General features: G+C 62.4%; 25 protein-coding genes. 13 read left to right on the top strand and 12 right to left on the bottom strand.

Features of this window, described 5'->3' with window-relative positions; all coding sequences use genetic code 11:
• Positions 1-7 precede the first annotated feature (7 nt).
• From AB8B20_RS28285 to AB8B20_RS28295, 3 genes are read right to left on the bottom strand one after another with little or no spacing between them, the layout of a single operon-like run.
• Positions 8-1,018, bottom strand: coding sequence for an NrtA/SsuA/CpmA family ABC transporter substrate-binding protein (locus AB8B20_RS28285; RefSeq protein ID WP_439073792.1), 1,011 nt, complete (start codon positions 1,016-1,018; stop codon positions 8-10).
• Positions 1,019-1,042: 24 nt separating this feature from the next.
• Positions 1,043-1,756: an ABC transporter ATP-binding protein gene (locus AB8B20_RS28290; RefSeq protein ID WP_439073791.1), complete on the bottom strand. Its 714-nt coding sequence runs from the start codon at positions 1,754-1,756 to the stop codon at positions 1,043-1,045.
• A complete protein-coding gene (locus AB8B20_RS28295) occupies positions 1,753-2,541 on the bottom strand; it encodes an ABC transporter permease subunit (RefSeq protein ID WP_439074060.1) in 789 nt (262 codons plus the stop codon). Before AB8B20_RS28295 ends, AB8B20_RS28290 begins: the two co-directional genes overlap by 4 nt.
• 450 nt (positions 2,542-2,991) lie before the next feature.
• Here AB8B20_RS28295 and AB8B20_RS28300 point away from each other — a divergent pair, with 450 nt between their 5' ends.
• Positions 2,992-4,065: an LLM class flavin-dependent oxidoreductase gene (locus AB8B20_RS28300; protein WP_439073790.1), complete on the top strand. Its 1,074-nt coding sequence runs from the start codon at positions 2,992-2,994 to the stop codon at positions 4,063-4,065.
• A gap of 141 nt (positions 4,066-4,206) precedes the next feature.
• On the opposite strand, the gene AB8B20_RS28305 is transcribed toward AB8B20_RS28300, so the two are convergent.
• Positions 4,207-4,410 carry a hypothetical protein gene (locus AB8B20_RS28305; RefSeq protein ID WP_439073789.1) on the bottom strand — a complete coding sequence of 68 codons (204 nt, stop codon included), beginning with the start codon at positions 4,408-4,410 and terminating at the stop codon, positions 4,207-4,209.
• Positions 4,411-4,778: 368 nt separating this feature from the next.
• Here AB8B20_RS28305 and AB8B20_RS28310 point away from each other — a divergent pair, with 368 nt between their 5' ends.
• Complete coding sequence (locus tag AB8B20_RS28310) at positions 4,779-5,621, top strand: CmcJ/NvfI family oxidoreductase (RefSeq protein ID WP_439073788.1); 843 nt, start codon at positions 4,779-4,781, stop codon at positions 5,619-5,621.
• Between the two features lie 64 nt (positions 5,622-5,685).
• Here AB8B20_RS28310 and AB8B20_RS28315 read toward each other — a convergent pair whose 3' ends face one another.
• Complete coding sequence (locus AB8B20_RS28315; RefSeq protein WP_439073787.1) at positions 5,686-7,023, bottom strand: LLM class flavin-dependent oxidoreductase; 1,338 nt, start codon at positions 7,021-7,023, stop codon at positions 5,686-5,688.
• 296 nt (positions 7,024-7,319) lie between these two features.
• Between AB8B20_RS28315 and AB8B20_RS28320 the strand changes: the two genes are divergently transcribed.
• The 4 genes from AB8B20_RS28320 to AB8B20_RS28335 are packed head-to-tail and all read left to right on the top strand — an operon-like array spanning position 7,320 to position 12,542.
• Complete coding sequence (locus AB8B20_RS28320; protein WP_439073786.1) at positions 7,320-8,939, top strand: ABC transporter substrate-binding protein; 1,620 nt, start codon at positions 7,320-7,322, stop codon at positions 8,937-8,939.
• Between the two features lie 8 nt (positions 8,940-8,947).
• Positions 8,948-9,865 carry an ABC transporter permease gene (locus AB8B20_RS28325; RefSeq protein WP_439073785.1) on the top strand — a complete coding sequence of 306 codons (918 nt, stop codon included), beginning with the start codon at positions 8,948-8,950 and terminating at the stop codon, positions 9,863-9,865.
• The gene (locus AB8B20_RS28330; protein WP_439073784.1) at positions 9,862-10,776 is read left to right on the top strand and encodes an ABC transporter permease; all 915 of its coding nucleotides are present in this window, start codon (positions 9,862-9,864) and stop codon (positions 10,774-10,776) included. Before AB8B20_RS28325 ends, AB8B20_RS28330 begins: the two co-directional genes overlap by 4 nt.
• Positions 10,773-12,542, top strand: coding sequence for a dipeptide ABC transporter ATP-binding protein (locus tag AB8B20_RS28335; RefSeq protein ID WP_439073783.1), 1,770 nt, complete (start codon positions 10,773-10,775; stop codon positions 12,540-12,542). The genes AB8B20_RS28330 and AB8B20_RS28335 overlap by 4 nt, the downstream gene beginning before the upstream one ends.
• A 28-nt stretch (positions 12,543-12,570) precedes the next feature.
• Here AB8B20_RS28335 and AB8B20_RS28340 read toward each other — a convergent pair whose 3' ends face one another.
• The 4 genes from AB8B20_RS28340 to AB8B20_RS28355 form a co-directional block, all read right to left on the bottom strand.
• Positions 12,571-13,173: an RBBP9/YdeN family alpha/beta hydrolase gene (locus AB8B20_RS28340; protein ID WP_439073782.1), complete on the bottom strand. Its 603-nt coding sequence runs from the start codon at positions 13,171-13,173 to the stop codon at positions 12,571-12,573.
• 65 nt (positions 13,174-13,238) lie between these two features.
• Positions 13,239-14,630, bottom strand: a complete 1,392-nt coding sequence (locus AB8B20_RS28345; RefSeq protein ID WP_439073781.1) for an LLM class flavin-dependent oxidoreductase — start codon at positions 14,628-14,630, stop codon at positions 13,239-13,241.
• A 59-nt stretch (positions 14,631-14,689) separates the two neighbouring features.
• On the bottom strand, positions 14,690-15,850 hold the full coding sequence (ssuD, locus tag AB8B20_RS28350; RefSeq protein ID WP_439073780.1) for an FMNH2-dependent alkanesulfonate monooxygenase: 1,161 nt from the start codon (positions 15,848-15,850) through the stop codon (positions 14,690-14,692).
• The gene (locus AB8B20_RS28355) at positions 15,847-16,779 is read right to left on the bottom strand and encodes a sulfonate ABC transporter substrate-binding protein (RefSeq protein WP_244528400.1); all 933 of its coding nucleotides are present in this window, start codon (positions 16,777-16,779) and stop codon (positions 15,847-15,849) included. The genes ssuD and AB8B20_RS28355 overlap by 4 nt, the downstream gene beginning before the upstream one ends.
• Before the next feature lie 429 nt (positions 16,780-17,208).
• Between AB8B20_RS28355 and AB8B20_RS28360 the strand changes: the two genes are divergently transcribed.
• The 6 genes from AB8B20_RS28360 to AB8B20_RS28385 all read left to right on the top strand — a co-directional run bounded on the left by AB8B20_RS28360 (position 17,209) and on the right by AB8B20_RS28385 (position 22,408).
• Positions 17,209-18,405, top strand: coding sequence for an amino acid ABC transporter substrate-binding protein (locus tag AB8B20_RS28360; RefSeq protein ID WP_439073779.1), 1,197 nt, complete (start codon positions 17,209-17,211; stop codon positions 18,403-18,405).
• Positions 18,406-18,469: 64 nt separating this feature from the next.
• The gene (locus AB8B20_RS28365; protein WP_439057503.1) at positions 18,470-19,336 is read left to right on the top strand and encodes a branched-chain amino acid ABC transporter permease; all 867 of its coding nucleotides are present in this window, start codon (positions 18,470-18,472) and stop codon (positions 19,334-19,336) included.
• A gap of 17 nt (positions 19,337-19,353) precedes the next feature.
• The gene (locus tag AB8B20_RS28370) at positions 19,354-20,286 is read left to right on the top strand and encodes a branched-chain amino acid ABC transporter permease (RefSeq protein ID WP_439062465.1); all 933 of its coding nucleotides are present in this window, start codon (positions 19,354-19,356) and stop codon (positions 20,284-20,286) included.
• A complete protein-coding gene (locus AB8B20_RS28375) occupies positions 20,283-21,035 on the top strand; it encodes an ABC transporter ATP-binding protein (protein WP_439073778.1) in 753 nt (250 codons plus the stop codon). The genes AB8B20_RS28370 and AB8B20_RS28375 overlap by 4 nt, the downstream gene beginning before the upstream one ends.
• Positions 21,032-21,748: an ABC transporter ATP-binding protein gene (locus AB8B20_RS28380; protein ID WP_439073777.1), complete on the top strand. Its 717-nt coding sequence runs from the start codon at positions 21,032-21,034 to the stop codon at positions 21,746-21,748. The genes AB8B20_RS28375 and AB8B20_RS28380 overlap by 4 nt, the downstream gene beginning before the upstream one ends.
• 24 nt (positions 21,749-21,772) lie before the next feature.
• A complete protein-coding gene (locus AB8B20_RS28385; RefSeq protein ID WP_439073776.1) occupies positions 21,773-22,408 on the top strand; it encodes a 2-hydroxychromene-2-carboxylate isomerase in 636 nt (211 codons plus the stop codon).
• Positions 22,409-22,437: 29 nt separating this feature from the next.
• Here the strand turns inward: AB8B20_RS28385 and AB8B20_RS28390 are convergent, their stop codons facing one another.
• From AB8B20_RS28390 to AB8B20_RS28400, 3 genes are read right to left on the bottom strand one after another with little or no spacing between them, the layout of a single operon-like run.
• On the bottom strand, positions 22,438-23,262 hold the full coding sequence (locus AB8B20_RS28390) for an ABC transporter permease (RefSeq protein ID WP_439073775.1): 825 nt from the start codon (positions 23,260-23,262) through the stop codon (positions 22,438-22,440).
• Entirely contained in the window at positions 23,255-24,070 is an 816-nt protein-coding gene (locus AB8B20_RS28395; protein WP_439073774.1) for an ABC transporter ATP-binding protein, read from the bottom strand. The genes AB8B20_RS28390 and AB8B20_RS28395 overlap by 8 nt, the downstream gene beginning before the upstream one ends.
• 1 nt (position 24,071) lies before the next feature.
• Entirely contained in the window at positions 24,072-25,079 is a 1,008-nt protein-coding gene (locus tag AB8B20_RS28400; RefSeq protein WP_320447256.1) for an ABC transporter substrate-binding protein, read from the bottom strand.
• 539 nt (positions 25,080-25,618) lie between these two features.
• On the opposite strand from AB8B20_RS28400, the gene AB8B20_RS28405 reads away from it, so the two are divergent.
• Positions 25,619-26,863, top strand: coding sequence for an ABC transporter substrate-binding protein (locus tag AB8B20_RS28405; RefSeq protein ID WP_439073772.1), 1,245 nt, complete (start codon positions 25,619-25,621; stop codon positions 26,861-26,863).
• Position 26,864 lies beyond the last annotated feature (1 nt).

Raw genomic sequence — 26,864 nt, forward strand, 5'->3', positions numbered from 1 at the left:
TAAAAACTTAAAGACTGGCCAGATGATCCGAGACGGTGACGGACTCGGGCAGGACCTTTCGCTCGGTCAGCCAGTTCGCTGCGGTTTGCAGTTCTCCGACGAATTTCTTGTCCGACACGGGGATGAGCGTGTAGTTGCGTTTGCGCTCGATGAACTGGTCGCGAATCCGGTCGTCATATTTGGCGACTTTCTGGATGAGATGCTCGGCGTCGGTGGTGTTCTTGTTGACCCACTGCGCTTCCTTCTCGTAGGCCGCGTTGAGCGCCCGCACGATGGCAGGATTGTCCGTCGCGAACTTGCGTGACGTCACGTAAGAGGAAAAGTCGATCTGGAACGGCAGGTCGCGTCCCTCAAGGAAAACGTCGTGAGCCTTGTAGTCCAGCCGCGCGATGTCGACGCCCGGCGACCACATCGACCAGGCATCCACCTTGCCGGATGCGAGCGCCGGCGCTGCGTCCGGCGGGTTGAGATAGACGAATTTCACCTTGGAGCGGTCAACTTTGTGCTTCTCGAGCGCTGCGATGAGCAGGAACTCGCCAAGCCCGGAGCGGTTGACCGCGACCGACTTGCCGACCAGATCCTCGACCTTGTTGATGCCGGAATCATCCTTGGCGATGATCGCCGTCGTGCGCGGCTCGTAGAGCACGAATTGGGTGAAGACGAGCGGAGAGCCGGCGATAATGGCGGCCAGCGCGGGCGTGGTGCTACCGCCAAAGCCAAAATCAGCACTGTCACCGGTCACTGCCTGTAAGGTCGGCGCGTGGTTCGGGAATGGGCCGAGCCATTCCACCTTGATGTCATGCTGGGCGAGTGCCTTCTCGAACTCGCCGCGTTCCTTGGCGATCAGCGTGAGACCATGATAGCCCCAGGTGAGACGGACCTTGTCGGTCTTTCGCCCGGTGCTTTGCGCGACGGCGTCGTCATGGCTGGCGAGATGAATTCCGGCATAGGCGCTGACACCCGCCATCGCGAGACTGAGAAAATCCCGGCGTGACGATGTGAAGAACGGGTTTGACATGAGAAAACTTCCTGTGAGGTGGAATCAGGCGACCTGGAGATTGGTGGCGACGCCGAGTTCGCGAAGCAGTTGATCGCGGGATGCAGCCGGCCCGCCATGCGTGTCGGCGCGGTGCTGGGACGCGATCACGCCGTTGCGCATCACCAGAATTCGGTCGGCCAGAGCAATTGCTTCATCGACGTCATGTGTAACGAGAAGAACGCCGGGCCGGTGGCGGGCCACGAGCTCCTTGACCAGCACATGCATGCGAATCCGCGTCAGCGCGTCCAGTGCTGCGAAGGGCTCGTCGAGCAACAGCAGCCGGGGCTCCTGCACCAGCGCACGGGCGAGGGCGACGCGCTGCGCCTGTCCGCCGGACAGATTACGCGGCCAGTCGTCCAGCCGGTCGCCTAGACCGACCTCAACTAGCGCGGCAGCGGCACGCTTGCGCGCATCCGCGCCGGGAAGGCCGAGCGAGACATTCTGCCAGAGCGTATCCCAAGGCAGTAGCCGATGTTCCTGAAACACCACGGCAGGTCGTCCCGGCGCATCGATATGTCCGCCCTGGATCGGGTCGAGGCCGGCGAGGGCGCGCAGCAACGTCGTCTTGCCGCAGCCGCTTTCGCCAAGCAGCGCAACGAATTCACCGCGCCCGATGCGAAGATCCAGCCTGTCGATCACCACCCGCGGTCCATAGGCGCGCGTCAGGCCGCTCACGGTTACGGCGTTTTCGCTTGATGTCACAGATGTCGGGCTCATGATCGTGTGCCCTTGCCGTAGTTCGGATGCCAGGCGAGCAATTTGCGTTCGAGCAGCCGGGCGATGGAGTCGGCGGCAACGCCGATCAGCGCGTAGATCACGATGGTCAGCACGATCACGTCGGTGCGCAGGAACTCGCGGGCGTCCATGGCGAGGAACCCGAGGCCTGATTGCGCGCCGACGGTCTCGGCCACCACAAGCGCCAGCCATGCCGTTGCCAGCGAATAGCGGACACCGGTGAGGATCGACGGCAGCGCGCCGGGCAGGATGATGCGCCGGATCAATTGCAGCGTGGACAATCCTTGCACGCGGCCGAGCTCGATCAGCTTCGGATCGATCTGGCGAATGCCGAGCGTGGTGTTGATATAGATCGGGAAGGCGACGCCGAGCGAGACCAGAAAGATCTTCTGTCCTTCGCCGACGCCGAACCAGACGATGACGAGCGGGACGAGGGCGAGGAACGGGATCGCACGGATCATCTGCACGCTGCGATCGATCAATGCTTCGGCGATGCGCGAGAAGCCTACCAGCGTGCCGAGGATGAAGCCGATGCTGCCACCGATTGCAAAGCCGGCGGCCGCACGCAGCAGGCTGACGCCGAGATCGTTCAGCAGCGATCCGGATAGAGTCAGCTTCCACGCCGTGCGTAGCACCTTCGAAGGTGCAGGAAGCACTTGCGGCGACAGCCAACCGGCCTGCGCCAGCGCTTCCCATACAACGATGAGGACGACTGGCGCGATCCAGGACAGGACGATCAGATTTGGCTTTAGGCCGGGTTTCGCAATGGCGGAAGCGTGGCGCGCGGGTGCCGGCGTTGCGGGCGCGCGATACTCCTGTTGAATGACGTAGTCGACGTTGCTCACCCTGCCATCCATTGCTGCAGTTCTGAAATTCAGCGGCGATGATAGAGCAACGAAAAGCGCAGCGTCTTCAGTTTCTTCGGCGAAACCATTCTCCATGCGATATTAGATCAGTTTGATATCCGAGCGACGCGATTGGGAGTTGAACGATCTTTTGCAGTGCTTGTTTTTGGAAAATGAAGCTGCGTGTTGCCTTGAAATTCGATCGGCCCGAAGCGCAGTGGAATTTTCTTGTGGTGCTATGCGTCATGCGAAGAAGAAGTTTCTCATTCGATCCGCGCTATTTTGCCGCCGATGTCGTGAGTGCATGGCGGTGCTTGCATTGTTGTGTGCGGGTCGTCTTATAGCGAGAGCGACGTGAATATGAGGCAGACAATGAGCACGAATCCTCTTCGATTTGGCGTCTGGGCACCGGTGCATGGGCCACGGGCGGCGCATCAGGATCCTGAAGAGCCGTATGATGCGTCGTGGGAGCGCAACAAGGCGCTGGTCCTGCAGGCCGAGGCGCTGGGTTACGATTCGACCCTGATCGCGCAGCACACCATCAATCCGCATCAGGAAGATCTCGATCAACTCGAGACCTGGAGTTCTGCAGCAGCGCTGGCTGCGCTGACCAGCCGGATCGAGATCATTGCGGCGATCAAGCCCTATCTGTTCCATCCGGTCGTGCTCGCCAAGATGGCACTGCAGATCGAGAATATCAGCCGCGGTCGCTTTGCGCTCAATCTGGTCAATGCCTGGAATAAGCCCGAGCTGGAGAAGGCCGGTATCGGCTTTGCCGAGCATGACGATCGCTATGCCTATGGCAAGGAATGGATCTCGATCGTCGCGCAACTGATGGGCGGGGAACGGATGACGCATAAGGGCGAAAATTTCGATGTCCGAGACTACGCGCTGCGGCCGAAGGATCTGTACCGCGCGCGGCCTGCGATCTATGTCGGCGGCGAGTCGGAGCCGGCGCGTGATCTGGTCGCGTCCCATGGCGATGTCTGGTTCATCAACGGCCAGCCGCTGTCCGATGTCGCGGCACTGATCACCAATGTCGCGGCACGACCGCGGGTCGGCGCACCGCTGCGTTTCGGCCTGTCGGCCTTCGTGATCGCGCGTGAGACGGACGCAGAAGCCGAGCAGGCACATCAGCGTCTGCTGGCGCTCGCCGCGCAGGACGCGCCGATGAAGGCCATCCAGCGTGTGAATACCGATCCCAAGGTCGTGATGATGCAGACGATGCAGAAGTCGCCGCGGGTGGGCACCAATGGCGGAACCGCTGCGGGTCTGGTGGGAAGCTACGATACGGTCGCCGCGCGCATTCGCGAATTCCATGCCGCCGGCATCGAGTTGTTCATGCTGCAATTCCAGCCATTGGAGAGCGAGATGCAGCGCTTTGCCGAGCAAATCTTTCCACGGGTAAAGGGGAAGGCAGCTTTGCTGAAGGCCTCGCGCGGTTGAGTTGACACCGCGAGGCGGTCCCGCCGGAAGGCGAGAGCCCCGTTTAGCGAAACCACCACACGAACAGGCTGAGGAACGTCGCGTGTCCCAGTACCAAAGCGATCATCTTTCCGAGATACATGCCTTGGTCCCTTCTTCCGTCTACATGGCCGATGCGTTGTCTCTGACTGTATCGAGGCGGAGCGCCTGCAGGGCACGATCGAGTTGCTGGGCTGGCGTCGCTGTGGCTGCAGTATTCCGGGACGTGTCAGGCTTGGGCTGATGGGCAGCGTGATAGGTCTCGACGGCCGTCGCGAGCGCGAGAGCGCCTGCGATGGCAACGGCGAGACGTGGTGGATGTGGCATCAATTCAACTCCTGAAGGCGCCCATTAACGCTCCACACAGCGCGCTTGGGAATTCCAAAGTTGGGCCGAACGGCTTCCAATCCTTCTTTCGGAGCGTCGGTCATGAGGCGTAAATGCTTGCGGATGCAAGCGATGTCCTGCTTGCGTGGGAACGCCGATGCCGAACTTTGTTCACGATGATCGTGATCACAACATCAAACATCTTCAATCGATACCGATGCTGAAATCACATCATCCGTTTTCACGCCGACGGGAAATGACGTTCTTATTTGAAACGCCCCATTGGCGCGGTGGGTCTCCGGGATCAGATTGAACCAAATGGGGCGCATGAAATGTGTGATGAGCCCATATCAATCGGGAGAACCATCATGGGACTGCTCAACGAGAAGATCACGGCCGGTGCATTCGTCACCGCGGATCTGAACTACCTGGCACCGATCAATGGCCGCCCTCGCACCTATACATTCGATCCTCCGGCCGGCGAGCCGCGCTCCACTGCGGAGCCGGAGCCGCATGCGGTTGCGATCCATGATGCGCGACCGAGCATCGATCAGTGGTCGCTCGATGAACACGGCTTTGCGGTGGCGCACCAGCACAGCGCGGTGTCCGATTTCTACGACGACGAGAACGTCAAGGACGTCTACTATCCCGAAGCCGAGAAGCTGCTCAAAGACATCACCGGCGCGAGCCGTGTCTTCATCTTCGATCATACCGTGCGCAAGCGCGTCGATGGCGTCAATGACCGCGGCGAAGGCCCGCGCCAGCCTGTCGCCCGGGTGCATGTCGATCACACCGATAGATCGGGTCCGCAACGTGTCCGCGATCTACTCCCGGAGGATGCGGAAGAATTGCTCAAGGGGCGCGTGCAGATCATCAATCTGTGGCGTCCGATCCGTGGCCCGTTGAAGGATTCGCCGCTGGCGGTCGCCGATGCGCGGACCGTTCGCTTTGACGAACTGGTCGGATCGGATCTGGTCTATCAGCACCGGGTCGGTGAAACCTATGCGGTAAAATTCAATCCGCAGCATCGCTGGTACTACGTACCGGATATGACGCCCGACGAGATATTGCTGCTGAAGTGCTACGATTCGATCAAAGACGGCGTCGCACGTTTCGCTCCGCATACGGCCTTTGCGGATCCGACTGCGCCTGCTGATGCGCCGCCGCGCGAGAGCATCGAGCTGCGCGCGCTGGTGTTCCACGCGCCATAGGGCAGGTGAGCGCGACCATGACTGCTCCCGCCGATCGCGGCGGGAGCAGTCACCTATGGTGCTATCACGCCGTGACGGCCGCTGCGGGGCGCTTCGCGTAGCGGCTGGGCGGACGTTCGAGTCCGAAGTGATCGCGCAGCGTGGTCCCCTCGTAGTCGCGGCGGAAGATGCCGCGCTTCTGCAGCAGCGGGACGACCTCGTCGACGAACACGGCCAGACCGGTCGGCAAGACGTCAGGCATCAGGTTGAAGCCATCGGCGGCACCGGCCCTGAACCAGGCCTCGATATCGTCGGCGATCGCCTCGGGCGTTCCGACGATGATGCGATGGCCGACCCCGCCGCCCAGCGCCTTGAGCAGTTGCCGCACCGTCAGATTATCCTTGCGGGCCATGGCGACGGTGCCCTTGAACATCGTCTGGTTGGCATTGGCCGGCAGTGGGATGTCCGGTAGTGGCTTGTCGAGTTCGAGGATATCGGGCGAGACATGCAGTGTTCCCGCCAGGCGCGACAGGCTGTACTGGATCGGCACCAGGTCCCACAACTTATCCTGCCGTCGCTGCGCCTCGGCCTCGGTGCTGCCGATGATGGTCGCGAGGCCCGGCAGGATCACGATGGAATCCGACGGTCGGCCATAGGCAACGGCCCGCGCCCGCAGATCACGCGCATAGGCGACGCCATCCTCGATCGATTGCGACAGCGTGAACACCGCATCGGCCTGCGCCGCGGCGAGGTCGCGGCCGTCGCTGGATCCGCCGGCCTGCACGGTGATCGGCCGTCCCTGCGGCGAGCGCGGCACGGTCAGGGCGCCAGCCACGGTGTAATGCGTGCCGCGATGATCGATGGCGTGGACCTTCGACGTATCGACGAAACGCGCAGTCGCCTTGTCGCCGACAAAGGCATCGTCTTCCCAACTGTCCCATAGCGCGTGCACGACTTCGGCGAATTCCTTCGCGCGCTCATAGCGCAAGCCGTGTTCGAGCACGTTCGACAGGCCGAAATTGCGGCTCGCAGACGCATCCGCCGTGGTCACCGCGTTCCAGCCGACGCGTCCGCCGCTTGCATGGTCCAGCGTCGCGAAGCGCCGTGCGATGTTATATGGCTCGTTATAGGTCGTGGATGCGGTGGCGATCAGGCCGATATGCGTGGTCGCCGCAGCCACGCTTGCCAGAACGATGGTCGGCTCCATGGATTGAAACGGCCGCAGGTCGATGCGGTCGGTGATGGCCGGCGTGTCGGCGAGAAAGATCGCGTCGAACTTTCCGCGCTCGGCGATCTTCGCGACATTCACATAATGCTGCACGTCGTAGAATGCGCCGGGATCGCTGTCAGGCAGCCGCCATGCCGATGCATAGACCCCGGAATGGAGCAGGTTCACGTTGAGATGCAGTTTGCGTTCACTCATGGAGCATTCCTGATGGGCGAGGCGGAGAGCGATCCAGTTGTATTTGGGCTTGCGCGTATGACATTCGCCCACTGATCGCATCGCATCGCGAATGATCTTTCAAACTTGGTGTCGCGACGGTGAGATCGCGCGAAGTGCATTGTCTTTGCGCGGATTGCAGATTTAGATCGCGCTACAAATTGCTACCGCGTTGCAGCGCTCAGATGAAGTGGCAACTCCATGCCATCGATCACTTCAGAAAATGCGAGACGTTGCTGCTGCGGTTGGTAGTGAAAAACACCAACGGACGGTCCCCAATGAGGAAGATTAGTATTTCGCCACGCACTGCGATCGTCATCGCGTCGGTCATGCTGGGCGGACAGCTTGCGCAGGCGCAGGAGGGCAAGCCGGTTTCCGGTGGCGCCATCACATGGGGCGTTGCGACCGAGCCGAGCTGCTTCGATCCGCATCGCGCCTCGCAGCAGGCCGCATTTTTCGTGGCGCGCAACTATATCGACTCGCTGGTTGGCAAGAAGACCGACGGTACCTTCGCGCCATGGTTGGCGACTGAGTGGTCGATCTCGCCGGACGGCAAGGAATATACGTACAAACTGCGCGAGGACGTCGTCTTCCACGACGGCGATAAGTTCGACGCGGCGGCGGTGAAGGCGAATTACGATTTCGTCAAGAAGCCGGAAAATGCCACCAATGCAGTCGCGCTGCTGCAATATTTCGATCGTGCCGAAGTGGTGTCGCCCTATGTCGTCAAATTGATCCTGACGCAGCCGGATTCGACGTTCCTGGAGTCCACGTCCAACGTCAAACTGGGCATCATCTCGCCGAAGGCCCTTGCCAAAGGCGACCTGTGCGGCGGCGGGCCGCTGCTGGCGGGCAGCGGGCCGTTCGTGTTCGAGCGCTACAGCCGCGGCCAGTCGGCGGTGTTCGTCCGCAACAAGGATTACAAGTGGGGACCGGGTTATGCCGCGCATAGCGGGCCGGCCTATCTTGATCGCGTGACCTTGCGCTTTCTGCCGGAGGCTGCGGTGCGCGCGGGTGCGCTGACGTCGGGACAGGTCGATCTGATCGAAGGCGTGCAGCCGACCGACGTGGCGCTGTTTGCGGATCAGGCCGAGTTCAAGTTGCTGACCGGCCCGTCCGGCGCCAGCACGTCGTTTACGTTCAACATCAACTACACCATTCCGCCGGCTGATGACGTGCGGGTCCGGCGCGCGCTGCGAGACGGCTTCGATCTCGAGCCGCTGGTCAAGCAGGTCTATCTCGGTACGGTGCCGCGTGCATGGTCGATCATTGGCCCGGCCAACCCGGCCTATAACAAGGCGCTGGTCGGTGCGTGGGGCAACAATATCGCGGGCGCCAACAAGCTGCTCGACGAAGCCGGCTGGACCGGCCGCGATTCTGAGGGCTTCCGCACCAAGAACGGCGTGCGCCTGAAGATCGACGTCGGCTATCCGCAGCCTTACGTCCGCGACAACCGCGAAGTGCTGATCCAGGGCATCCAGGCCGCGTTGCGCAAGAATATCGGCTTCGATCTCAACCTGCGCATCATCACCGCTGGCGAATATGCCAAGAACAACGCCAACGGCAACTGGACGATCTATCCGAACACCGACAATCCATCGGATCCGGCGCGGGAGTTATGGGACATGCTCGGCTCCAAAGGCTTTCTGTATTCCAACATCGCCAATCCGGATCCTCAGATCACGGGTCTGATCGATGAAGCGCTGCGTTCGACTGATGTGACGAAGAAGCGTGCTCTCACCGATGAAATCCAGAAGCTCGGCGTCGACCAGGCCTTCATCGTGCCGATGTTCGCTCCGAGCTGGTTTCTGGCGGCGAAGAACAACGTCAACGGGCTGAGCTTCGAGGCGGGTCTGGACTCGCCGTCGAGCGCCTATGACTTCTGGCTGGCGAAGTAGACGAGATCATGTGGTCTCGTATCATTTCCAGATTGCTCACCAGTCTCGTGGTGGCCTGGGCGAGTGTGACGGCGGCATTCTTGGCGCTGCACGCCTTGCCGGGGCGCATCCAGGATATCCTGGCGGGCGATCTGGAATATCCAGGGCTGCGCGAGGCGATTGCGGCGGAGTGGGGGCTCGACCGCAGTCTGCCCGCGCAGTACTTGGATTTTCTTTGGCGCATCCTGCAGGGCGATTTCGGCACGTCCTATGTGCTGCGTCAGCCCGTCACCGAGGTGGTGGGATCACAACTGATGCCGACCGTGCAGCTTGCGCTGCTCGGCGGGCTTCTGGCCATCGTGATCGCAGTCGGGCTCGCGCTGCTGACAGCCGGCCGCGGGCGCATCTCGCGCCAGATCGCATCCTTTCTGGAATTGGTATTCGCATCCACGCCGGTGTTCTGGCTTGGCATCCTGCTGCTGATGGCGTTTTCCTTCACGCTGCGCTGGTTTCCGGTGTCCGGTGCCAGTGGCTGGAAATCGATCGTGCTGCCGTCGCTGACGCTGGCACTGCCGACAGCGGGTCTCCTGGCGCAGGTGCTGCGTGAGGCGATGGAGAAGACGCTCGATCAGCCCTTCGTCACCACGGTGCGTTCGCGCGGCGTCGGCGAGCTCGTGATCCGCGCACGCCATGTGCTGCGGCATGCCTTGCTGCCGGCGGTGACGCTCGGCGGCTGGCTGATCGGCGGACTGCTCGGCGGCGCTGTGATCACGGAGAAAGTCTTCGGGCGTCCTGGTCTCGGCACCGTGACGCTCGGCGCCGTGCTGACCCATGACGTGCCGGTGGTGCTGGCCGTGGTGCTGCTGGCCGCTTTCATCCATGTCGCCGCGTCGACGTTGCTCGACATCCTGTATTTGCTGATCGATCCGAGACTGAGGGCGCAATGAACGTGCAAACCCGTCCGCTCGCGGACCTGTCCATCGCGCTTGACCCGCAGGTCAATCCGCCCGGTGCGGTGGAAACGGTGACGACGGCGGCCGTGATCGCGCCGCGATTGCTGTCGCCGGGCCTTGCGATCTCTCTGGCGTTTCTGTTCGTGCTGCTTCTGGCCGCGGCATTCCCACGCGCCTTCACCCAGTTCGATCCGCTGATCGGCGATTACGCGCTAGGGCTGAAGCCGCCGAGCTGGGAGCATCTGTTCGGCACCGACCGGCTCGGCCGCGACGTGTTCGCGCGGACCATCCACGGCACGCGCTATTCGCTCCTGATCGGGCTCGGCGGCATGGCGATCAGTCTGGCCTTCGGCATCGTGCTTGGCATTCTCGCCGGACAGCGTAACCGCTTTCTCGATGAGGCGACGTCGCGCGTGTTCGACGTGCTGTCGTCATTCCCCGGCGTGTTGCTGGCGATGTTGGTGGTCACGTTTCTCGGGCAGGGTATGCTCAACATCGCCATTGCGGTCGGCATTGCCGGCATCCCGAAATTCGGCCGCGTGATCCGGGCCCAAACGCAATTGGTGCGCGATGCCGATTATGTGACGCATGCCGTCGTCTACGGCCTCGGCCGCTGGCAGATCTTCATCCGCCATGTGCTGCCGAATGTCTTGGTCGCGGTGCCGGTAATCGCGACGGTCTATATCGGCAATACCATCCTCGCGGTGTCGGGCCTCAGCTTTCTCGGCCTCGGCCCGCAGCCGCCGACGCCGGAATGGGGCGTGATGCTGGCGGAGAGCCGCGACGTGCTGCGCGTGGCGTGGTGGCCCGGCGCGTTTCCCGGACTCGCCATCACGCTGACGGTGATTGCCTTCACGCTGGTCGGCAATGCCATCCAGAAACGGTTCGAAGGACGGCTGGCATGACGGACAAACCATATCTGGTCATCCCGCAACCCGACGACTTGCTGATCGATATTGAGGGACTCTCGATTGGCTTTTCCGGCGCCAATGGCGGCACGCCGATCGTCCGGAACTTCGACCTGACGATCCGCCGCGGCGAATGCGTGGCGCTGGTCGGCGAGTCCGGATCGGGCAAGAGCATTACAGCACGCAGCCTGCTGAACCTGTCCGGCGACGGGGCCGAGATCGACGCTGACCGTTTCCAGATCAAAGGCCGTAATGCGCTGCAATTTCGTGAAGCCGACTGGCGCAAGCTGCGCGGCACGGTCACCGGCCTGGTCATGCAGGACGCGCTGGTGTCGCTGGACCCGCTGCGTACCATCGGCCAGGAAGTCGGCGAGGTGCTCTCCGCGCATCGGACATTACGTGGGCGACAAACGGTTGCCGCACGTGTCACCGATGTGCTGCGCAAGGTCGGCATTCCCGATCCCGAACATCGGGCTGCGCAATATGCGCATCAGCTCTCCGGCGGTTTGCGCCAGCGCGCACTGATTGCGTCGGCCATTGCCGCCGACCCGGATCTCATCATCGCAGACGAACCGACCACATCGCTGGATGTCACCGTCCAGGCGCAGGTACTGGCCGTATTGGCCGAGCGCGTGCGGGAAGGCGCCGGACTGCTGCTGATCAGCCACGATCTCGCAGTTGTGGCTGGCATTGCCGATCGGGTGATCGTGATGCGCGACGGCCGCATCGTGGACAGCGGAGCTACGGCGGATGTCTTGCGCCGTCCGCGCCATCCCTATACGCGCCAGCTTCTTGCTGCGATCCCATCCGCTGATTCAAAAGGACATCTGCTGGCCTCCGCCCGGTTTGACGTCGCCGGCGCCGAAGGCGGCAGCACCAACGGGTCTATCATCGTCCGCGAACAGCTTCCGGCCCGCAAGCCATCGGATGACGCCGTGGTACTGCAGGTGGACGGCATATCGAAGCGATACGTATCGCGGCGGATGTCTGGCCGCGAGCCGCCGCTTCCGGCGCTGGATCGGGTCAGTTTTGCTGTGAAGGCCGGCGAGGTTGTCGGCATCGTCGGCGAATCCGGATCTGGCAAGTCGACCTGCGCCAAGATCGTGCTCGGACTGCTCGCGCCGGATGAGGGCGAGGTGCGCCTGCTTGGGCAGCCGTGGTCCGGGGTGGCGGAGGCCGAGCGGCGCGCGCTGCGCGCAAGGCTGCAATATATCCCGCAGGATGCGCTCAGTAGTTTCGACCCGCGCTACCGGGTAGCCGATGTGATTGCTGAAAACCTGACCGGCGACGCGCGCACAAAGCGCGACCGCATCGTCGCGGTGCTCGAGCAGGTCGGTCTGAACGCGGGTCATCTCGGTCGCACTCCGCGGTCGCTGTCGGGCGGCCAGCGGCAGCGTGTCTCCATTGCGCGTGCGCTGGCGGCTGAGCCCGATATCATCGTGTGCGACGAGCCGGTGTCGGCGCTGGATGTTTCGATTCAGGCGCAGGTGCTGGATCTGCTGAGCGAGCTGCAGGCGCGCCTCGGCACCGCGCTGCTTTTCATCTCGCACGATCTGGGCGTCGTCCAGCATATCGCCGATCGTGTGCTGGTGTTTCACCGCGGGCGGATCGTCGAATCCGGACCGGTCGATCAGGTGTTTTCCAACCCGGCCGATGATTACACCAGGGCCTTGTTGTCATCGATCCCGGCGATCGAGAGTGCCTTCGTGCGTTCGTCTGCCAATGCGGCGATAGCTGGCCCTTCGACGGCACGATCGGTTTGAACGGAACGACAAGACGGCTTGAAATACTCTACGACGCCGGCACCCGTTTGCCGGTCGTGCGGTTTCGGAATGGCCGTGGCGGGTGCCGTGCCGTCTCGGCTTTCGCTGCCAGCGCATCGACCAGGCGGTGCGCGGCCGGCCACGCGCCATAGCCCGACGCGATATTGATATGGCCGGCATCGCCCATGTTGACGAAGTCCGAGCCCCAGCTCTCGGCCAGCATGCGCGCCCGCTGTAGCGACATGAAGGGATCGTTGCTGCTGGCGACGACGATGCTCGGAAACGGCAGGGATGTCGTCGGCATCGGTGCAAAGTTGCGCAGTTGCGGGAATGCGTCGGTGTTCGTTTCCACATCGGCCGGTGCGACCAGAAGTGCGCCGCCGATTTTGATGTCTGGCATCCGCAGCGCTGCATGAGCTATGAGGATACAGCCAAGACTGTGGGCGACTGCGATCGCGCCGGGATTGGCATCTGCGCTCGACAGAAGTCGCTCCACCCAGCGATCGAGCACAGGTGCGTCCCAGTCGTCCTGCTCGACGCGGCGCGCAAACGGCGTATGGCTCTGCAACAGGGTCTGCCAGTGGCCGTCCGGTGAGCCGTGAAGGCCCGGAATGATCAGAGCGCCCCGCATGCGTCGATCCCTCTGCTGCTTTGATGCCAGCCCGAGCCGGAGGCCGACGTCGAGTCGTTCGGCCGTTACTCCGCGGCGATAGCGGCTGGCAGCGCGGCGCGGAACGAGGAGGCTGGATGCGGCGCCTGCAGCCGTGCGCGACCGGCACCGAACAGTTTTTCGCGAAGCGTGCCGGGCGCATAGGCACTCTTGTAGATGCCGCGCCGGGTCAGTTCCGGAACTAGCAGATCGACGATGTCCTCGAAGCTGCCCGGCGAGATCGCGAAGGCGAGGTTCAAACCATCGACGTCGGTCTGCGCGACCCAGTCCTCGATGGCGTCAGCCACCTGTTCGGGCGTTCCGACCACGATTGGCCCGATGCCGCCGATGCCGACATGCTCGGCCACCTCGCGCACCGTCCAGGTGCGATCGGGATCGGCGCGGGTGATATTGTCCATCGCCGTGCGGCCGGCCTCGTTGTGGACGTGCTCCACCTTTTGGTCGAGGTCATAGGTCGAGAAATCGACGCCGGTCCAGCCGGACATCAGCGTCAGGGCGCCCTCATGGTTGATGTAGCGACGATACTCCGTATGCTTCGCGGCGGCTTCCTCCTCGGTGCGGCCGAGGATCACCGTCATCATGCTGAACATCAGGATTTCCGACGGGTCGCGCCCTGTCTCTGCCGTAAGCGCGCGGATCGCAGCGACGCGCGGCGCAATCACCTTTGCGGACGGACCGGACATGAACACGCATTCGGCGTGTTGCGCGGCGAACAGTTTTCCGCGCAGCGACGTTCCGGCCTGATACAGCACCGGCGTTCGTTGTGGTGACGGCTCGGAGAGATGGATGGCGTCGAGCGTGTAGTTCTCGCCATAATGCTGGACGCGGTGAACACGCGACGGCTCGGTGAAGATGCCGCGCGCCTTGTCGCGCTGCACGGCGTCGTCTTCCCAGCTGCCTTCCCACAGCTTGTAGACGACCTCCATATATTCTTCGGCGACGTTATAGCGGTCGTCATGGGCGTTCTGGCTGGCCTTGCCCATGCCCTTCGCGGCGCTGTCGAGATAGCCGGTAACGATGTTCCAGCCGATACGGCCATCGGTGAGGTGATCGAGGGTCGACATCCGGCGCGCGAATGGATAGGGCGGCTCGTAAGACAGCGTACAGGTCACACCGAAGCCGAGATTCTCGGTGACGGCGGCCATCGCCGACACCAGCAGTAGCGGGTCGTTGACCGGCACCTGTGCGGCATTGCGCAATGCCGCGTCCGGATTGCCGCCGAACACGTCGTAGACGCCGAGCACATCTGCAAGGAACAGTCCGTCGAACCGTCCGCGTTCCAGCGTTCGCGCGAGATCGAGCCAGTAGGGCAGGCGATTATAGTCGCCGGAGCGATCGTCGGGATGCGTCCACAGGCCGGGCGACTGGTGCGCCACGCAGTTCATGGCGAACGCGTTGAGGCGAATCTGCTTGGTCATGTGGTCTCCTCCAGATGCCGCGGCGTCATTGCACCGCTGGGATCAAGACCGGCGGCGCGTCAAACTTTTGCTGTCGTCCGGCGGTGATCGGCGAGCGGTTCTCCGAACGGTCCGGTATTGGCGCGGAACTGCCGGACATTGCTGGATTGTTGCAGCGACAGCAGCGGAAACACCAGTTCGGCAAACCGGTACGCCTCTTCGAGATGCGGATAGCCGGACAGGATGAACGTATCGATGCCGAGGTCCTGATATTCGCGGATGCGTGCGGCGACGGTGGCGGGATCGCCCACCAGCGCGGTGCCGGCGCCGCCGCGCACCAGGCCAACGCCGGCCCACAGATTCGGGCTGACCTCGAGGCGGTCGCGCCGGCCGCCGTGCAATTGCGACATGCGCTGCTGGCCGACGGAATCCATTCGCCCGAGAATTTGCTGCGCGGATGCGATCGTGTCGTCGGTGAGATGCTCGATCAGTTCGTCGGCCGCCTTCCATGCCGCTTCATTGGTATGGCGGACGATGACATGCAGCCGAATGCCGAACGTGATCTTGCGGCCGCGCTGCTCGGCGATCCCGCGCACGCGTGCGATCTTCTCCGCCACCTGCGCCGGGGGCTCGCCCCAGGTCAGGTATTTGTCGACGGTATCGACGGCAACATCGATGCCGGCATCCGACGAACCGCCAAAATAGAACGGCGGATGAGGTGTCTGGATCGGTGGATAGAGGATGCGGCCGTCTTCGATCGTGATGTGCTTGCCCGCGACAGTGACGGCTTCGCCGGCGAGCTCCCGCGCGTAAACATTCAGAAACTCACGGGTGACCTCATAGCGTTCGTCGTGATCGAGGAACACGCCATCGCCCTTGTTCTCGACGGCATCGCCGCCCGTCACGATGTTGATGAGCAACCGTCCGTTGGTCAGGCGATCCAGCGTGGCAGTCATGCGTGCCGCCACTGTGGGCGACTGCAGTCCGGGTCGCACGGCGACGAGATAGCGCAATCGTTCCGTCCACGGCGCGATGGCCGATGCGATGACCCAGGAGTCTTCGCAATTGCGCCCGGTGGGGAGCAGGGCCCCGTAATAGCCGAGCTTGTCCGCGGCACGCGCAATCTGCCGCAGATAGTCGAAATCGACCTCGCGCGCACCGGCCGTGGTTCCGAGATAGTGGCCATCGCCGCTGGTCGGCAGGAACCAGAGAATCTTGAGAGCGTCGTCGACGGCCGTCATGGTGCGGGTGTCCCGGCGGCGTCGGCTACGGCAATGGCTTTCGGGATCAGTCCGAGCGCCAGAAACGTATCGGCCAGTTGCTGCTGCTCGGTGATGACCTTGCGATCAATCGGCTTGATCCCGTAGGCCTGCCGCTTGAGCGCGACCTCCAGGACAGGAACCGGCAGGCCGACCGAGGGGCTCAGCTGTTCGGCAACGGCCTTGATGTCTGTCTTGGCCCAGTCGTCGACTTCCCGCAGGCCTTCGAGAATCGCATCGACCACCTTGGGATCGGATTCCAGGAATTTCTGCGATGACAGATAGAACTGGTAGTTCGACACGGTATCGGTGCCGTCGGCAAGAACCGTCGCCTCAATTGCGGCTTCAGCGGCCGCCTGGAACGGATCCCAGATCACCCAGGCATCCACGGCTCCGCGCTCGAACGCCGCGCGCGCGTCAGCCGGCGCCAGGAACACCGGGGTGATGTCGGAATATTTGACATTGGCTTTCTCCAGCGCCTTGACGAGGAGATAGTGAACGTTGGAGCCCTTGTTGAGCGCGACCTTCTTGCCATTCAGCTCGGCGACCGATTTGATCGGACTGCCTTTCGGCACCAGGATCGCTTCGCCCTTGGGCGCTGGCGGCTCGTAGGCGACATAGCGGATCGGTGCGCCAGCGGCCTGCGCGAAGATCGGCGGCGCCTCGCCGGTGTTACCGAAATCGAGCGCACCGACATTGATGGCTTCCAGCAGCGCGGGGCCTGCCGAAAACTCCGTCCACTTGATGTTCCAGCCAAGTGCCTTCAGGCGTGGCTCAAGGCTGCCTTTGCTCTTCAGCAGAACCAGCTTGCCGTATTTCTGGAAGCCAATCCGGACGGTCTTCTCCTGCGCGTGTGCCGATCCGGAACCGATCAGCGCGGGAGCGGAGACGACAGCCACGCCGAGACCCATGGCGATGGCGGCTTTCAAGATCATTCGTCTGGCATGCATTGTCGTTGTCCTGCATTGGGGCGTGAAAGGCACCATCACTGATGACGCATTAGAGTCCCAAGCAGGCGATCTGGGGAATTCCAAAAACCGGGACGATCATGGGTTGATCGCTCTGCACAATGCCGCCATCCGGAGAACGTTGTGCCTCAGATGCGCTGCGGCGTTTGGCGCGCAAGCCTGTGATCTGCAGCAGCACCATAGATGCACTGCGCGAAAGATGTATCGGGCGATTTGCTCAACTGTAGCAGAAATCCATCGTTGTTGATCATGGGCCAGAGCATCGCTCGCGGCGTGATCGAATGCTGAAGGATGAAATACTTTATTGAGATCAGCACATTGACATCTCTTTTGCGCTCGGAGACATGCCGCGGAACTCATAAGGAGATGATCATGAAGTTGGGACATTCGCTGCTGGCTGCCGCCGTGGCCATAGTGTTGCAGGCGGGCATCGCAAGCGCGCAGGATTCCCTGCGTATTGGCGCACCGCTTCCGCTGACGGGTGCGTTGGCTCCGGAAGGCGCAAAACTGAAGCAGGGCTATGAGCTTTGGCAGGAAAAGGTCAATGCGGCCGGCGGCATCAAGGCGGGTGAGAAGAAGCTGAAGATCGAACTGGTCTATTACGATTATCAGTCGACGACGCCCAAGGCGGTTCAGCTCGCGGAGAAGCTGATCACCGACGACAAGGTCGATTTCCTATTTTCGCCGTTCGGCTCTGGCGCAGCGAAGGCCGTGAGCGCGGTAGCCGAGAAAGCGGGCGTACCTCTGCTGGCATCGAGCGCGTCGTCGGCCGAGGTGTTTGATCAGGGGTACAAGAACCTGTTCGGCCTCTATACCGACAATAGCACGCTGAGCGAACCGATCGCCGATCTGATCAAGGCGAAGTTGCCGAACGTGAAGCGTGTCGCGATTCTGGCGCGCAACGATCTCTATCCGTTGTCGTTGGCCAATGAATTCGAGAAAAGCGCCAAGAAGCTCGGCTTCGAGGTCGTGTTCTTCGAGAAATATCCGATCGGCACGCTGGATCATTCTTCTGCGTTGACGCAGTTACGTGCCGCCAAGCCCGATTGGGTGGTGGTGACCGGCTACATCAACGACCTCATTCTGGCCCGCAAGCAGGCCGGAGAACTGAAGGTCGGCGGGCAGGCTTACACGCTGATCAATGGCCCGGCCTACAAGGAGTGGATCGATGCTGTGGGCCCGCTGTCGGAGAATGTCACGACCGCGAGCTGGTTTCATCCGATCCTGAATTACAAGAGCGAAGACGTGTTCGGCTCGACGCAGAATTTCGTTGCGCAATTCAAGACCAAATATGGTGCCGAGCCAGATTTCACCCAGGCGTCAGGCGCGGCGGTCGGTGTCATTCTGCAGCTGGCCGTCGAACGCGCCGGCTCGAAGGATCGCAATGCTGTCCGCGAGCAACTCGCGAAGGGCGGCTTCAAGACCTTCTTTGCACCGATCTCATTCGGCCCGACGGGTATCGCCAACTCCTACATCCCGCCGGTCTATCAGATCCAGCAGGGCAAGGTGCAGGTGGTTTATCCCGCCGACATCGCCACCAGCGATTTCCGCGCGACCCCGGGAAATTGATCTTCTGACGCTTGCGAGGCCGTGGCAGTGCGTTCTGCCACGGCCTCTGCATTGAGGCATCGACATGCTCTGGATACAGGTGCTGGTCAACGGACTGGCTTTAGGTGGGCTCTATGCCTGCATCGCCGCCGGCTTTTCGCTGGTCTGGGGCGTACTCAACATCATCAACATCCTGCATGGGTCGCTGATCGTGCTCGGCGGATATCTGGCTTTCTTCGCCCATCAATCGTTCGGCATCAGCCCGTTCCTGTTCGCGCCGCTGGCGGGAGCGATCATTTTCGTGCTCGGCTATGTCATCCAGCGCATCGCGATCAATCCGGTGATGGGACGACCGGTGCTGATGACGCTGGTGCTGACCTTCGGACTCAACCTGTTTCTCGACAATGCCATGCTGGCCGGGTTCAAGGCCGATTACCGCAAGATCAATCTCAATCCGCCGCTTGGTGTTTTTGAGTTCGGCGACATCATCCTCCCCATCGACCGCGTCTATGCCACAGCGGTCGGGCTGGTGCTCGTCGTCGCCTTGGGACTGCTGCTGCGTTTCACCCAGCTCGGCCGCGCCATCGTGGCGGTGCGCATGGATCGTGATGCCGCGTCGCTGATGGGCATCGACGTGAAGCGTACCTATGCAATCGCGTTCGCGCTCGGAACCTTCATGGCGGGATCGGCCGGCGCGCTGCTCGCTGCCATCTTTCCGATCTCGCCGGTGTCCTCCGGCGGGTACCTCGGCAAGGCGTTCGTGATCTGCGTGCTCGGCGGTCTTGGCAGCATCCCCGGCGTCGTTGCGGGCGGCTTTGCGCTGGGCGTGATCGAGAGTTTTGGCGCGCTGTTCATCGGGCCTGAGAATGCGCTGACGATCTCCTTCCTCCTTTTGCTGGTGTTGCTGGTGGTCAGGCCCACCGGGCTGCTGGGCCGCAAGGGGTTCAACTGATGCGCTGGAGGATATTCTTGGTCGCCGCCGGGCTGGTGCTGTTCATTGGGTTGTTGGCATTTGGCGACAACTATGTGCTGCGCCTCGCCACTACGGTCGCGATGTATGTGACGCTGGCCGTCGCCTGGAACATCGTCGGTGGTTTCTCCGGCTATCCGTCATTCGCGACAGCAGCCTTCTTCGGGCTTGGCGCCTATGCGGGCGGCCTTGCATCGTCGGCGGGTGTGCCGGCAGTTGCCGCCTGGATCGGTGCCGGTGTGTTCACGGCCGTCTTCGCGACCGCGCTCGGGTTCGCGATCCTGCATCTGCGCGGGCACTATTTCGCGATCGGCAGCCTCGTCGTTGCTGACGTGCTTCGCGAGGTAACCAATTCCTGGACGTCGCTGACCGGTGGCGGCATGGGCCTGAACGTGCCGTTGCTCGGCGGTAGTTCGAACAGCCAGGCGCAGTTGTTTCTCGTGGCGATGAGCGTCGTCGCGGTGGCAGCGGTTGTTGCATCGATCTGGATTGATCGGGCACGGCTGGGTGTTGCACTTCGCTGTATCGACCAGAACGAGGACGCCGCGCAGGTCATCGGCATCGATACCCGGCGCGCCAAGGTCATCGGTTTTACTTTGTCCAGCCTGTTCATCGGCATCGCCGGCGCGATCTATGCGTCATGGGTCAGCTACATCGATCCATCCGACGTCTATGATGTCTCACTCTCGGTCAAGCCGATCATCATGGCCCTGCTCGGTGGTGTCGGTACCATCGCCGGACCGGTGATCGGGGCCTTCGTCTTCCTCGGACTGGAGGAACTGATCTGGCGCAACAGTCTCGAATTCCACGCAGGCTTCCTCGGCCTGTTGGTGGTGGCGCTGGTCCTGTTCCTACCAAGCGGCCTTGGAGCGCTGCGCGGCCGTGGGATGCTGTCATCCATTGCCGCGATCATGCGGAGAAAGCCGCGATGAGCATACTTCTCACGATGGACCATCTCTCGCGCCGCTTCGGAGGCTTGCTGGCGCTTGACGATGTATCGGTGGCATTGAAGGAAGGCGAGATCATCGGCCTCATCGGTCCGAACGGCGCGGGCAAGACGACCTTCGTCAACGTCGTTACAGGCGTTCTGAAGCCGACATCGGGGACAATCGATTTCGCCGGACGGCAGATAGGTGGATTGCGACCGGACCTTGTGGCCCGCGCGGGCATCGCGCGCACTTTCCAGATCGTGCAGCCGTTTCCGCGTATGACTGTGCGCGAGAACGTCGCTGCTGCCGCGCTGTTTGCCGGGGGTGTTCCGACGCGCGAGGAGGCCAGCCGCGATGCCGACCTGCATCTGGCTTTCTGTGGGCTGACGCGTGAGGCCGATACGCTGGCGTCAGCATTGACGCTTGCCGGCCGCAAGCGGCTGGAACTGGCGAAGAGTCTTGCATCGAAACCGAAGCTGCTGCTGCTCGACGAGGTCAATGCCGGCCTAAATGCGGCGGAAATCGACAATGCCTTGCGCCTGATCGCCGATATCGCCGCCAAGGGCATTACCGTTCTGCTGATCGAGCATCTGATGAAGGTGGTGTCACGGTCCTGCAGCCGGCTGCTGGTGCTGCATCAGGGCCGGTTGGTGGCCGATGGCCCGACGGCCGAGGTCATGCAGGACGAAGGGGTGATCGAGGCCTATCTCGGTAAGCGCTTTGCCAGGCTGCAGAAGGAGATCACACCATGAGCGCGACCTTGCTCGAGGTCCGTCATCTCGCGGTTGGCTACGGCGACGTGCAGGTGGTCTGGAACGTCAATCTCGCTATTCCGCAGGGCGATGTCGTCGCTCTCATCGGGTCGAACGGCGCCGGCAAGAGCACGATCCTGCGCGCTTTGTCCGGACTGCTGCAACCCACCGGCGGCACGATCGTGTTCGACGGTGAGGAGGTGAGGGCAGCGTCGCCGCTGGATTTCGTCCGCCGTGGCCTGATACATGTGCCGGAGGGACGGCGCCTGTTCGCCGGCCTGTCGGTGCTAGATAATCTGATGCTCGGCGCCTATGGCCGCAGCAATCGCGGGGCGATATCCGCCGACATCGAGCGCGTCTTCGACCTATTTCCCCGTCTGCGTGAGCGGCGCAGGCAGGATGCCGTTACGCTATCAGGCGGCGAACAGCAGATGTGTGCGATCGGCCGCGGGTTGATGGCGGCGCCGCGCTTGCTGCTGATCGACGAATTGTCACTCGGACTGGCGCCAAAAGTAGTCGATGAATTGATCGAGGCGCTGCGCAAGGTGAATGCGGCGGGGACGAGCCTGCTGGTCGTGGAACAGGATGTGGCAACCGCGCTCGAATTCGCCGACCATGCCTATGTCATCGATCAGGGCCGCAGTGTTGCGGCCGGCACGGCAGCAGAGATATTGCGTGATCCGTCGGTTCGCGCCGCTTATCTTGGAATCTAGGTTTTGCTTTCAGAAGGACACGGCATGGCCGAGCAACATCCCCGGGTCGATTACTATTTCAGCTTCATCTCGCTGTGGTCCTATATCGGCAGCCTGGTGTTTCAGGACATCGTGAAACGCCATAACGTCGAGGTCGTCTACAAGCCCATCGACTTGCTGACAGTCTTCGCTGCCGGCGGCGGCAAGCCGGTTCTTGAGCGGCCGCTCCAACGCCAAGCCTATCGGCTTGTCGAAATGGAGCGCTGGAAGGGTATCCGCAACATTCCGCTCGTCACCTGGCCGAAATTCTATCCAGCCGACCCGGCGCTTGGTCATCGCATGCTGCTGGTCGCGATCGCTGAAGGCGCCGACGTCTCGGCTTTCGTGCATGCCGGACTCAAGGCGGTGTGGGCTGATGAGCTGGACATTGCTGACCCCGAGACGCTGGTGCGCCTGGCCGATCAGAGCGGTCTCGATGAACGACGGCTGCTGTCCGGCGCCAACGACCTTGCCGTGCAGGAACGCGAGGCGAGCCTGACGCGCGAGGCTGTCGATAGAAAGCTGTTCGGCGCGCCGTTCTACTTCTATCGCGACGAACCGTTCTGGGGCCAGGATCGTCTCGATCATCTCGAGCAGGCGATCGTATCGGGGCGCCCGCCGATCGCGACACCTGTTGTTTAAGAGCTGGCTCATTGGCCCGTCGTCGTCGCTCAGGCCTGCTCCTGGCCCCAGCGCTGCACCGTGATCCGCGTCAATGTACGAAAGATAACCCCTTCGACCACAAGGCCGATCAGGATCACCGTCAGCAGTCCTGCGAATACGCTGGCCGTCTCCAGCTGTGCGCGGCTGGTGTAGATGAACCAGCCGAGACCGCCGGAGCGTGCGCTGACGCCGAATACCAGTTCTGCCGCAATCAGCGTCCGCCACGCGAATGCCCAGCCGATCCGCAGGCCCGACAGGATCTGCGGGAACGCCGCAGGCACCAGGATCTCCACCACGAACCGGCCGCCGGACAGGCCGAGATTGCGGCCAGCCATCCGCAGCGTCGACGGCACGGCGAGGAAGCCGCCATAGCAGGCCAGCGCCACCGGCCACAGCACCGAATGGACGATGACGAAGATCAGGCTCGGCGTGCCGATGCCGAACCACAGCAATGCAACGGGCAGCAGCGCGATGGCCGGAAGTGGATTGAACATCGATGTCAGCAGCCCGAGCGCCTCGTTGCCCCAGCGCGACAGCGCGGCGAGGGTGGTGAGCGCCGCGGCAACGGCGACGCCCAGCGCATAGCCGGTGATCAGGACGCGCAGCGACGTCAGGGTGCGGTCCGGCAGTTCACCGGAGACGATAGCTGCCCACAGCGCCGACAAAGTTGCGCCCATGGTCGGCAGCAGCAGCGCGTTGTCGAGCCAGCGCGCATAAAGCTCCCAGATCAGGGCGAAGCCGGCGAGGATGACGGCGCGCCGCCAGGGTGTACCGGCGAAGGCGCGCTGTAAAGCGGGCGCGCGCACCAGTTTCGGCGCAGCAATATCAGACATGTTCGGTTTCCGGATCGGCGAACACGCTCTGCTGGATCTGTCGTTCCAGCTCGGCGAAGCGCGCGGTGCCGCGGATGCGGGTGTCGGGCGGCACGTCGAATGCCGCGGCCAGCCGGCCGGGATGCGGCGTCAGTGCGAGGATGCGGGTGCCGACGCGGATCGCCTCGTCGATGCCGTGGGTGACGAATAGCGCCGTGCTCCCGGTCTCGTCGCACAGCTTGAGCAGTTCGTCCTGCATCTGTCGACGCGTCAGCGCATCCAGTGCAGCGAACGGCTCGTCCATCAAGAGCAATGCAGGCTCGAGCGCGAAGGCACGAGCAATGGCGACGCGCTGCTTCATGCCGCCGGACAGCGTATGCGGATAGGCGTCGACGAAATTCTTCAGCCCGACGCGGCTGAGCCAGTGGCGCGCCACCTCTTCCGCCTGCGGGCGCGGCAGCGACTTGCCGCGCTCCAGCGCGTAACGGACATTGCCCAGCACCGTGCGCCACGGCAGCAACTGGTCGAATTCCTGAAACACCGTCATGCGGTCAGGGCCAGGCGCATCGATGCGCCGCCCGTGTAGGCGGATCTCGCCGGTGCTTGGCTTCAGGAAACCGCCCACCGTACGTAGCAGCGTGGACTTGCCGCAGCCCGACGGGCCGAGCAGCACCAGCCGTTCGCCGGCCGACAGCGTGAAGCTGACATCCTCGACGGCCGTGAGGATGCCGTCGCGGGTGGGATAGCTGATGCTGACATGGTCGAGCGCCAGCAGCGGCGCCGTTACGGCGTCGCCGACGAAGTCAGCCGATCGCGGCGCGACGTTCACGTCAGCTCCCCGGCTTCTCTCCGAGGCCAGACCAGAACAGATCCCGCCACGACGCCGGCGCCTGCTTGATCAGGCCGACCTTGGCCTCGAAGTCGGCGAATTTCTGCGCGCCTTCGGGAATTGTCGTGAAGTTGATGTTCTTGTCGCGGATGATGCTCTCGACGAAATCCGGAGCAAGCTTCGAGTTTTCCGCCTTGATGTAGAGCGCGGTGGCCTCCTTCGGATTGGCCTTGATCCAGTCATTGGCGCGGTCGAGGCCGCGCACGAAGGCCTGGATCGTCTTCGGATTGTCGTTGATGAATTTGGTGGTGGCATAGACCACGTTGAACGTATGCGGGCCGCCAAGGACGTCGTAACTGTTCAGCACCTCGTGCACTTTTCCGCTGGCGAGTTGCTGTTGCGAGAACGGCGGCGAGGTGAAGTGTGCCGTGATCTCGGAGCGACCCGACAGGATCTGCGCCGTTGCGTCCGGATGCGGCATGCTGACGGTGAGTTCGTCCAGCTTGTCGTATTTGCCGAATGCCTTGTCAGCGGCCATCTGAAGGACGATAGGCTGGAAGCCGACCTTAACTGATGGTAGCGCGATGCGGTCCTTCTCGGTGAAGTCGGCCAGTGTCTTGACGTTCGGATTGTTGGTGGTCAGGATATTGGCCATCGATCCCAAGGCGGCGACGCCGATGATCTTGGCGGTGGTTCGCGTCTTGTCCCAGGTCAGGATCATTGGCGTTATGCCGGCGGTCGCGAAATCCAGCCCGCCGGAAATCAGTGCTTCGTTCATCGATGCGGCGCCCGAGAGCCGCAGCCATTCGATCTTCGGCGGCGTGATGCCAAGCGCCTTGGCTTCTTCCTCGATCAAGCCTCGTTCGCTCGCGACGATGAGCGGGAGATAGGCGATCCCGAATTGCTGCGCGATGCGGAGTTGGGCCGTCTCAGCCCGAACGCCTTGCATGTTCGCCGCGACAAAGCCCAATGCGAGCGCGCCGACGTGCAGAAATTTTGCTGTCTTCATGATATGTCTCTTCGGTGCCTGCTGATGCGGCATAAGTGTGCGCTTTGTAGAAGTTGCAACTACACTTCAGGAAATCAGGCAATGCGTCCAGCGCGCAGATGCGATGGCACCATCTTCAGAACAAGCCCACTGGCGCAACGATCGAAGTGAGACGGTTTTTCTCGAAATCCTTGCGAAGAGAGAAGGCGGTTTGCTCTCCATAGGCGACCGAATGAAGAGTCGGCTTGTCTGTTTGACGAGGCCTGCCCGCGGCTCCTTCCATGCCGGAAGTTGTGCTGACGTCCCGTGATACGGGGCGGATTGGAGACACGAAATCGATACACTCATTCAGGTTATCGTAAGCGCCATGCGTCTTATGAGTGCGAGAATAAAAATCTCTTTCCCGGCTGTGTCCCGGTTCGCGCGAGGTTCCATAGCGATGCAAACGAGGCTAAAAGCGCTTCTTTCGTGGGTAGCATTGACATGCATGTCATGGCTGTTTCACGGCTTGCGGCGTTCGACGGCCGGCATGGGCAGAGATCTGTTCCATGGGCTCGCCCGTGACGCACATCCTGGAGATCATCGTGCTTACCTCGTATCTGTCCCGCCGCGCTCTTTTGGCTACATCGGTTGCGCTCGCAGCGAGCCTCGCTTCGCCGCCAATGTCGCTCGCTCAGCAATCACCGATTCGTATCGGATTGCTGGCCCCGTTGACGGGGATCGGCGGACCTTACGGCCAGGAGGAAGAGCAAGCGGCTCGCGCCGCCGTGAAAATTATCAACGACGCCGGTGGGGTTCTCGATCGCCCGCTGGAACTGATCGTGGCGGATGACGAGACGCAGCCGACCGCCGGTGTCGCTGCCGCACGCAAGCTGATTGACGTGGACAAGGTCGCATCGATCGCAGGCGTATGGAGCAGTGCCGTCGCGCTGGCGGTCAAGCCGATCACGCTTGAGAAGGGCGTGCTTCTCACCGTCAACGGATCAGCCGATGAAATCACCGACGGCGACAACAAGAATCTGGTCTGGCGTTTCCAGACCAATGGCAAGAGCTGGGGCGAGGCCTTCAGCAAGGCGATGGCCAAGGACGGCATCAAGACCGCCTCGATTCTCGTGCTGCAGACGCCCTTTACGCAGAGCACCATCCAGCCGTTCCGCAAGAGCTTCACGGACGCCGGCGGCAAGGTGCTGGACGAAGTCAGCTTCAACGCTGGCCAGCCGTCCTATCGGGTCGAGGTGGAGCGCATCTTCGGCAAGAAGCCGGACGCCGTGTTCGTTGCTGCCTACATCAACGAGCTCAGTGCCATCGCCAAGGAAGCTTTCCGCTCGGGCTATGACAGCAAGATCTATGCGTTTGGCAATGCCGCGGGCAGCAACGGTCAGTTCGTCAAGAACGTCGGCGCCGAAGTCGCTGAAGGCGTGCATCACACCCAGCAGGTGCCCGTTGGCAAATCTGCCGCCTATAGCCGCTATCTGAAGGAAATCGGCAAGCCGGACGGCACCATCATGACCTTCGGTGCCCAGGTGTTCGACCAGATCGTGCTGACTGCATTGGCCATCGAGAAGGCCAAGAGCGCGGATGGCGTCCGTTTCGGCGTGGAAGTTCCTGAGCTGGTCAACGCCGACGCCCCCTCGATCGGCGATCCGGCCGAAGCGCTGAAGGCGCTCCGTACAGGCAAGCCGTTCCGCTATGCGGGGGCAGCGTCGGATTTCCGCTTTGCGCCCAATGGCGATCAAACCGACCTGACTTTCGGGCACTTCCTGATCAAGGCAGGCGACAGCAAACTGGTTGGCGAGATCCGCTGAA

Source organism: Tardiphaga sp. 866_E4_N1_4 (assembly GCF_052076075.1).
In the GTDB taxonomy this organism is placed as follows: Bacteria; Pseudomonadota; Alphaproteobacteria; order Rhizobiales; family Xanthobacteraceae; genus Tardiphaga; species Tardiphaga robiniae.

Bases quoted from the DNA above. Each gene is read 5' to 3' on its own strand.
- AB8B20_RS28285 (WP_439073792.1), bottom strand. From the start codon at position 1,018: ATGTCAAACCCGTTCTTCACATCGTCACGCCGGGATTTTCTCAGTCTC.
- AB8B20_RS28290 (WP_439073791.1), bottom strand. From the start codon at position 1,756: ATGAGCCCGACATCTGTGACATCAAGCGAAAACGCCGTAACCGTGAGC.
- AB8B20_RS28300 (WP_439073790.1), top strand. From the start codon at position 2,992: ATGAGCACGAATCCTCTTCGATTTGGCGTCTGGGCACCGGTGCATGGG.
- AB8B20_RS28305 (WP_439073789.1), bottom strand. From the start codon at position 4,410: ATGCCACATCCACCACGTCTCGCCGTTGCCATCGCAGGCGCTCTCGCG.
- AB8B20_RS28310 (WP_439073788.1), top strand. From the start codon at position 4,779: ATGGGACTGCTCAACGAGAAGATCACGGCCGGTGCATTCGTCACCGCG.
- AB8B20_RS28315 (WP_439073787.1), bottom strand. From the start codon at position 7,023: ATGAGTGAACGCAAACTGCATCTCAACGTGAACCTGCTCCATTCCGGG.
- AB8B20_RS28320 (WP_439073786.1), top strand. From the start codon at position 7,320: ATGAGGAAGATTAGTATTTCGCCACGCACTGCGATCGTCATCGCGTCG.
- AB8B20_RS28325 (WP_439073785.1), top strand. From the start codon at position 8,948: ATGTGGTCTCGTATCATTTCCAGATTGCTCACCAGTCTCGTGGTGGCC.
- AB8B20_RS28330 (WP_439073784.1), top strand. From the start codon at position 9,862: ATGAACGTGCAAACCCGTCCGCTCGCGGACCTGTCCATCGCGCTTGAC.
- AB8B20_RS28335 (WP_439073783.1), top strand. From the start codon at position 10,773: ATGACGGACAAACCATATCTGGTCATCCCGCAACCCGACGACTTGCTG.
- AB8B20_RS28340 (WP_439073782.1), bottom strand. From the start codon at position 13,173: ATGCGGGGCGCTCTGATCATTCCGGGCCTTCACGGCTCACCGGACGGC.
- AB8B20_RS28345 (WP_439073781.1), bottom strand. From the start codon at position 14,630: ATGACCAAGCAGATTCGCCTCAACGCGTTCGCCATGAACTGCGTGGCG.
- ssuD (WP_439073780.1), bottom strand. From the start codon at position 15,850: ATGACGGCCGTCGACGACGCTCTCAAGATTCTCTGGTTCCTGCCGACC.
- AB8B20_RS28355 (WP_244528400.1), bottom strand. From the start codon at position 16,779: ATGGGTCTCGGCGTGGCTGTCGTCTCCGCTCCCGCGCTGATCGGTTCC.
- AB8B20_RS28360 (WP_439073779.1), top strand. From the start codon at position 17,209: ATGAAGTTGGGACATTCGCTGCTGGCTGCCGCCGTGGCCATAGTGTTG.
- AB8B20_RS28365 (WP_439057503.1), top strand. From the start codon at position 18,470: ATGCTCTGGATACAGGTGCTGGTCAACGGACTGGCTTTAGGTGGGCTC.
- AB8B20_RS28375 (WP_439073778.1), top strand. From the start codon at position 20,283: ATGAGCATACTTCTCACGATGGACCATCTCTCGCGCCGCTTCGGAGGC.
- AB8B20_RS28380 (WP_439073777.1), top strand. From the start codon at position 21,032: ATGAGCGCGACCTTGCTCGAGGTCCGTCATCTCGCGGTTGGCTACGGC.
- AB8B20_RS28385 (WP_439073776.1), top strand. From the start codon at position 21,773: ATGGCCGAGCAACATCCCCGGGTCGATTACTATTTCAGCTTCATCTCG.
- AB8B20_RS28390 (WP_439073775.1), bottom strand. From the start codon at position 23,262: ATGTCTGATATTGCTGCGCCGAAACTGGTGCGCGCGCCCGCTTTACAG.
- AB8B20_RS28400 (WP_320447256.1), bottom strand. From the start codon at position 25,079: ATGAAGACAGCAAAATTTCTGCACGTCGGCGCGCTCGCATTGGGCTTT.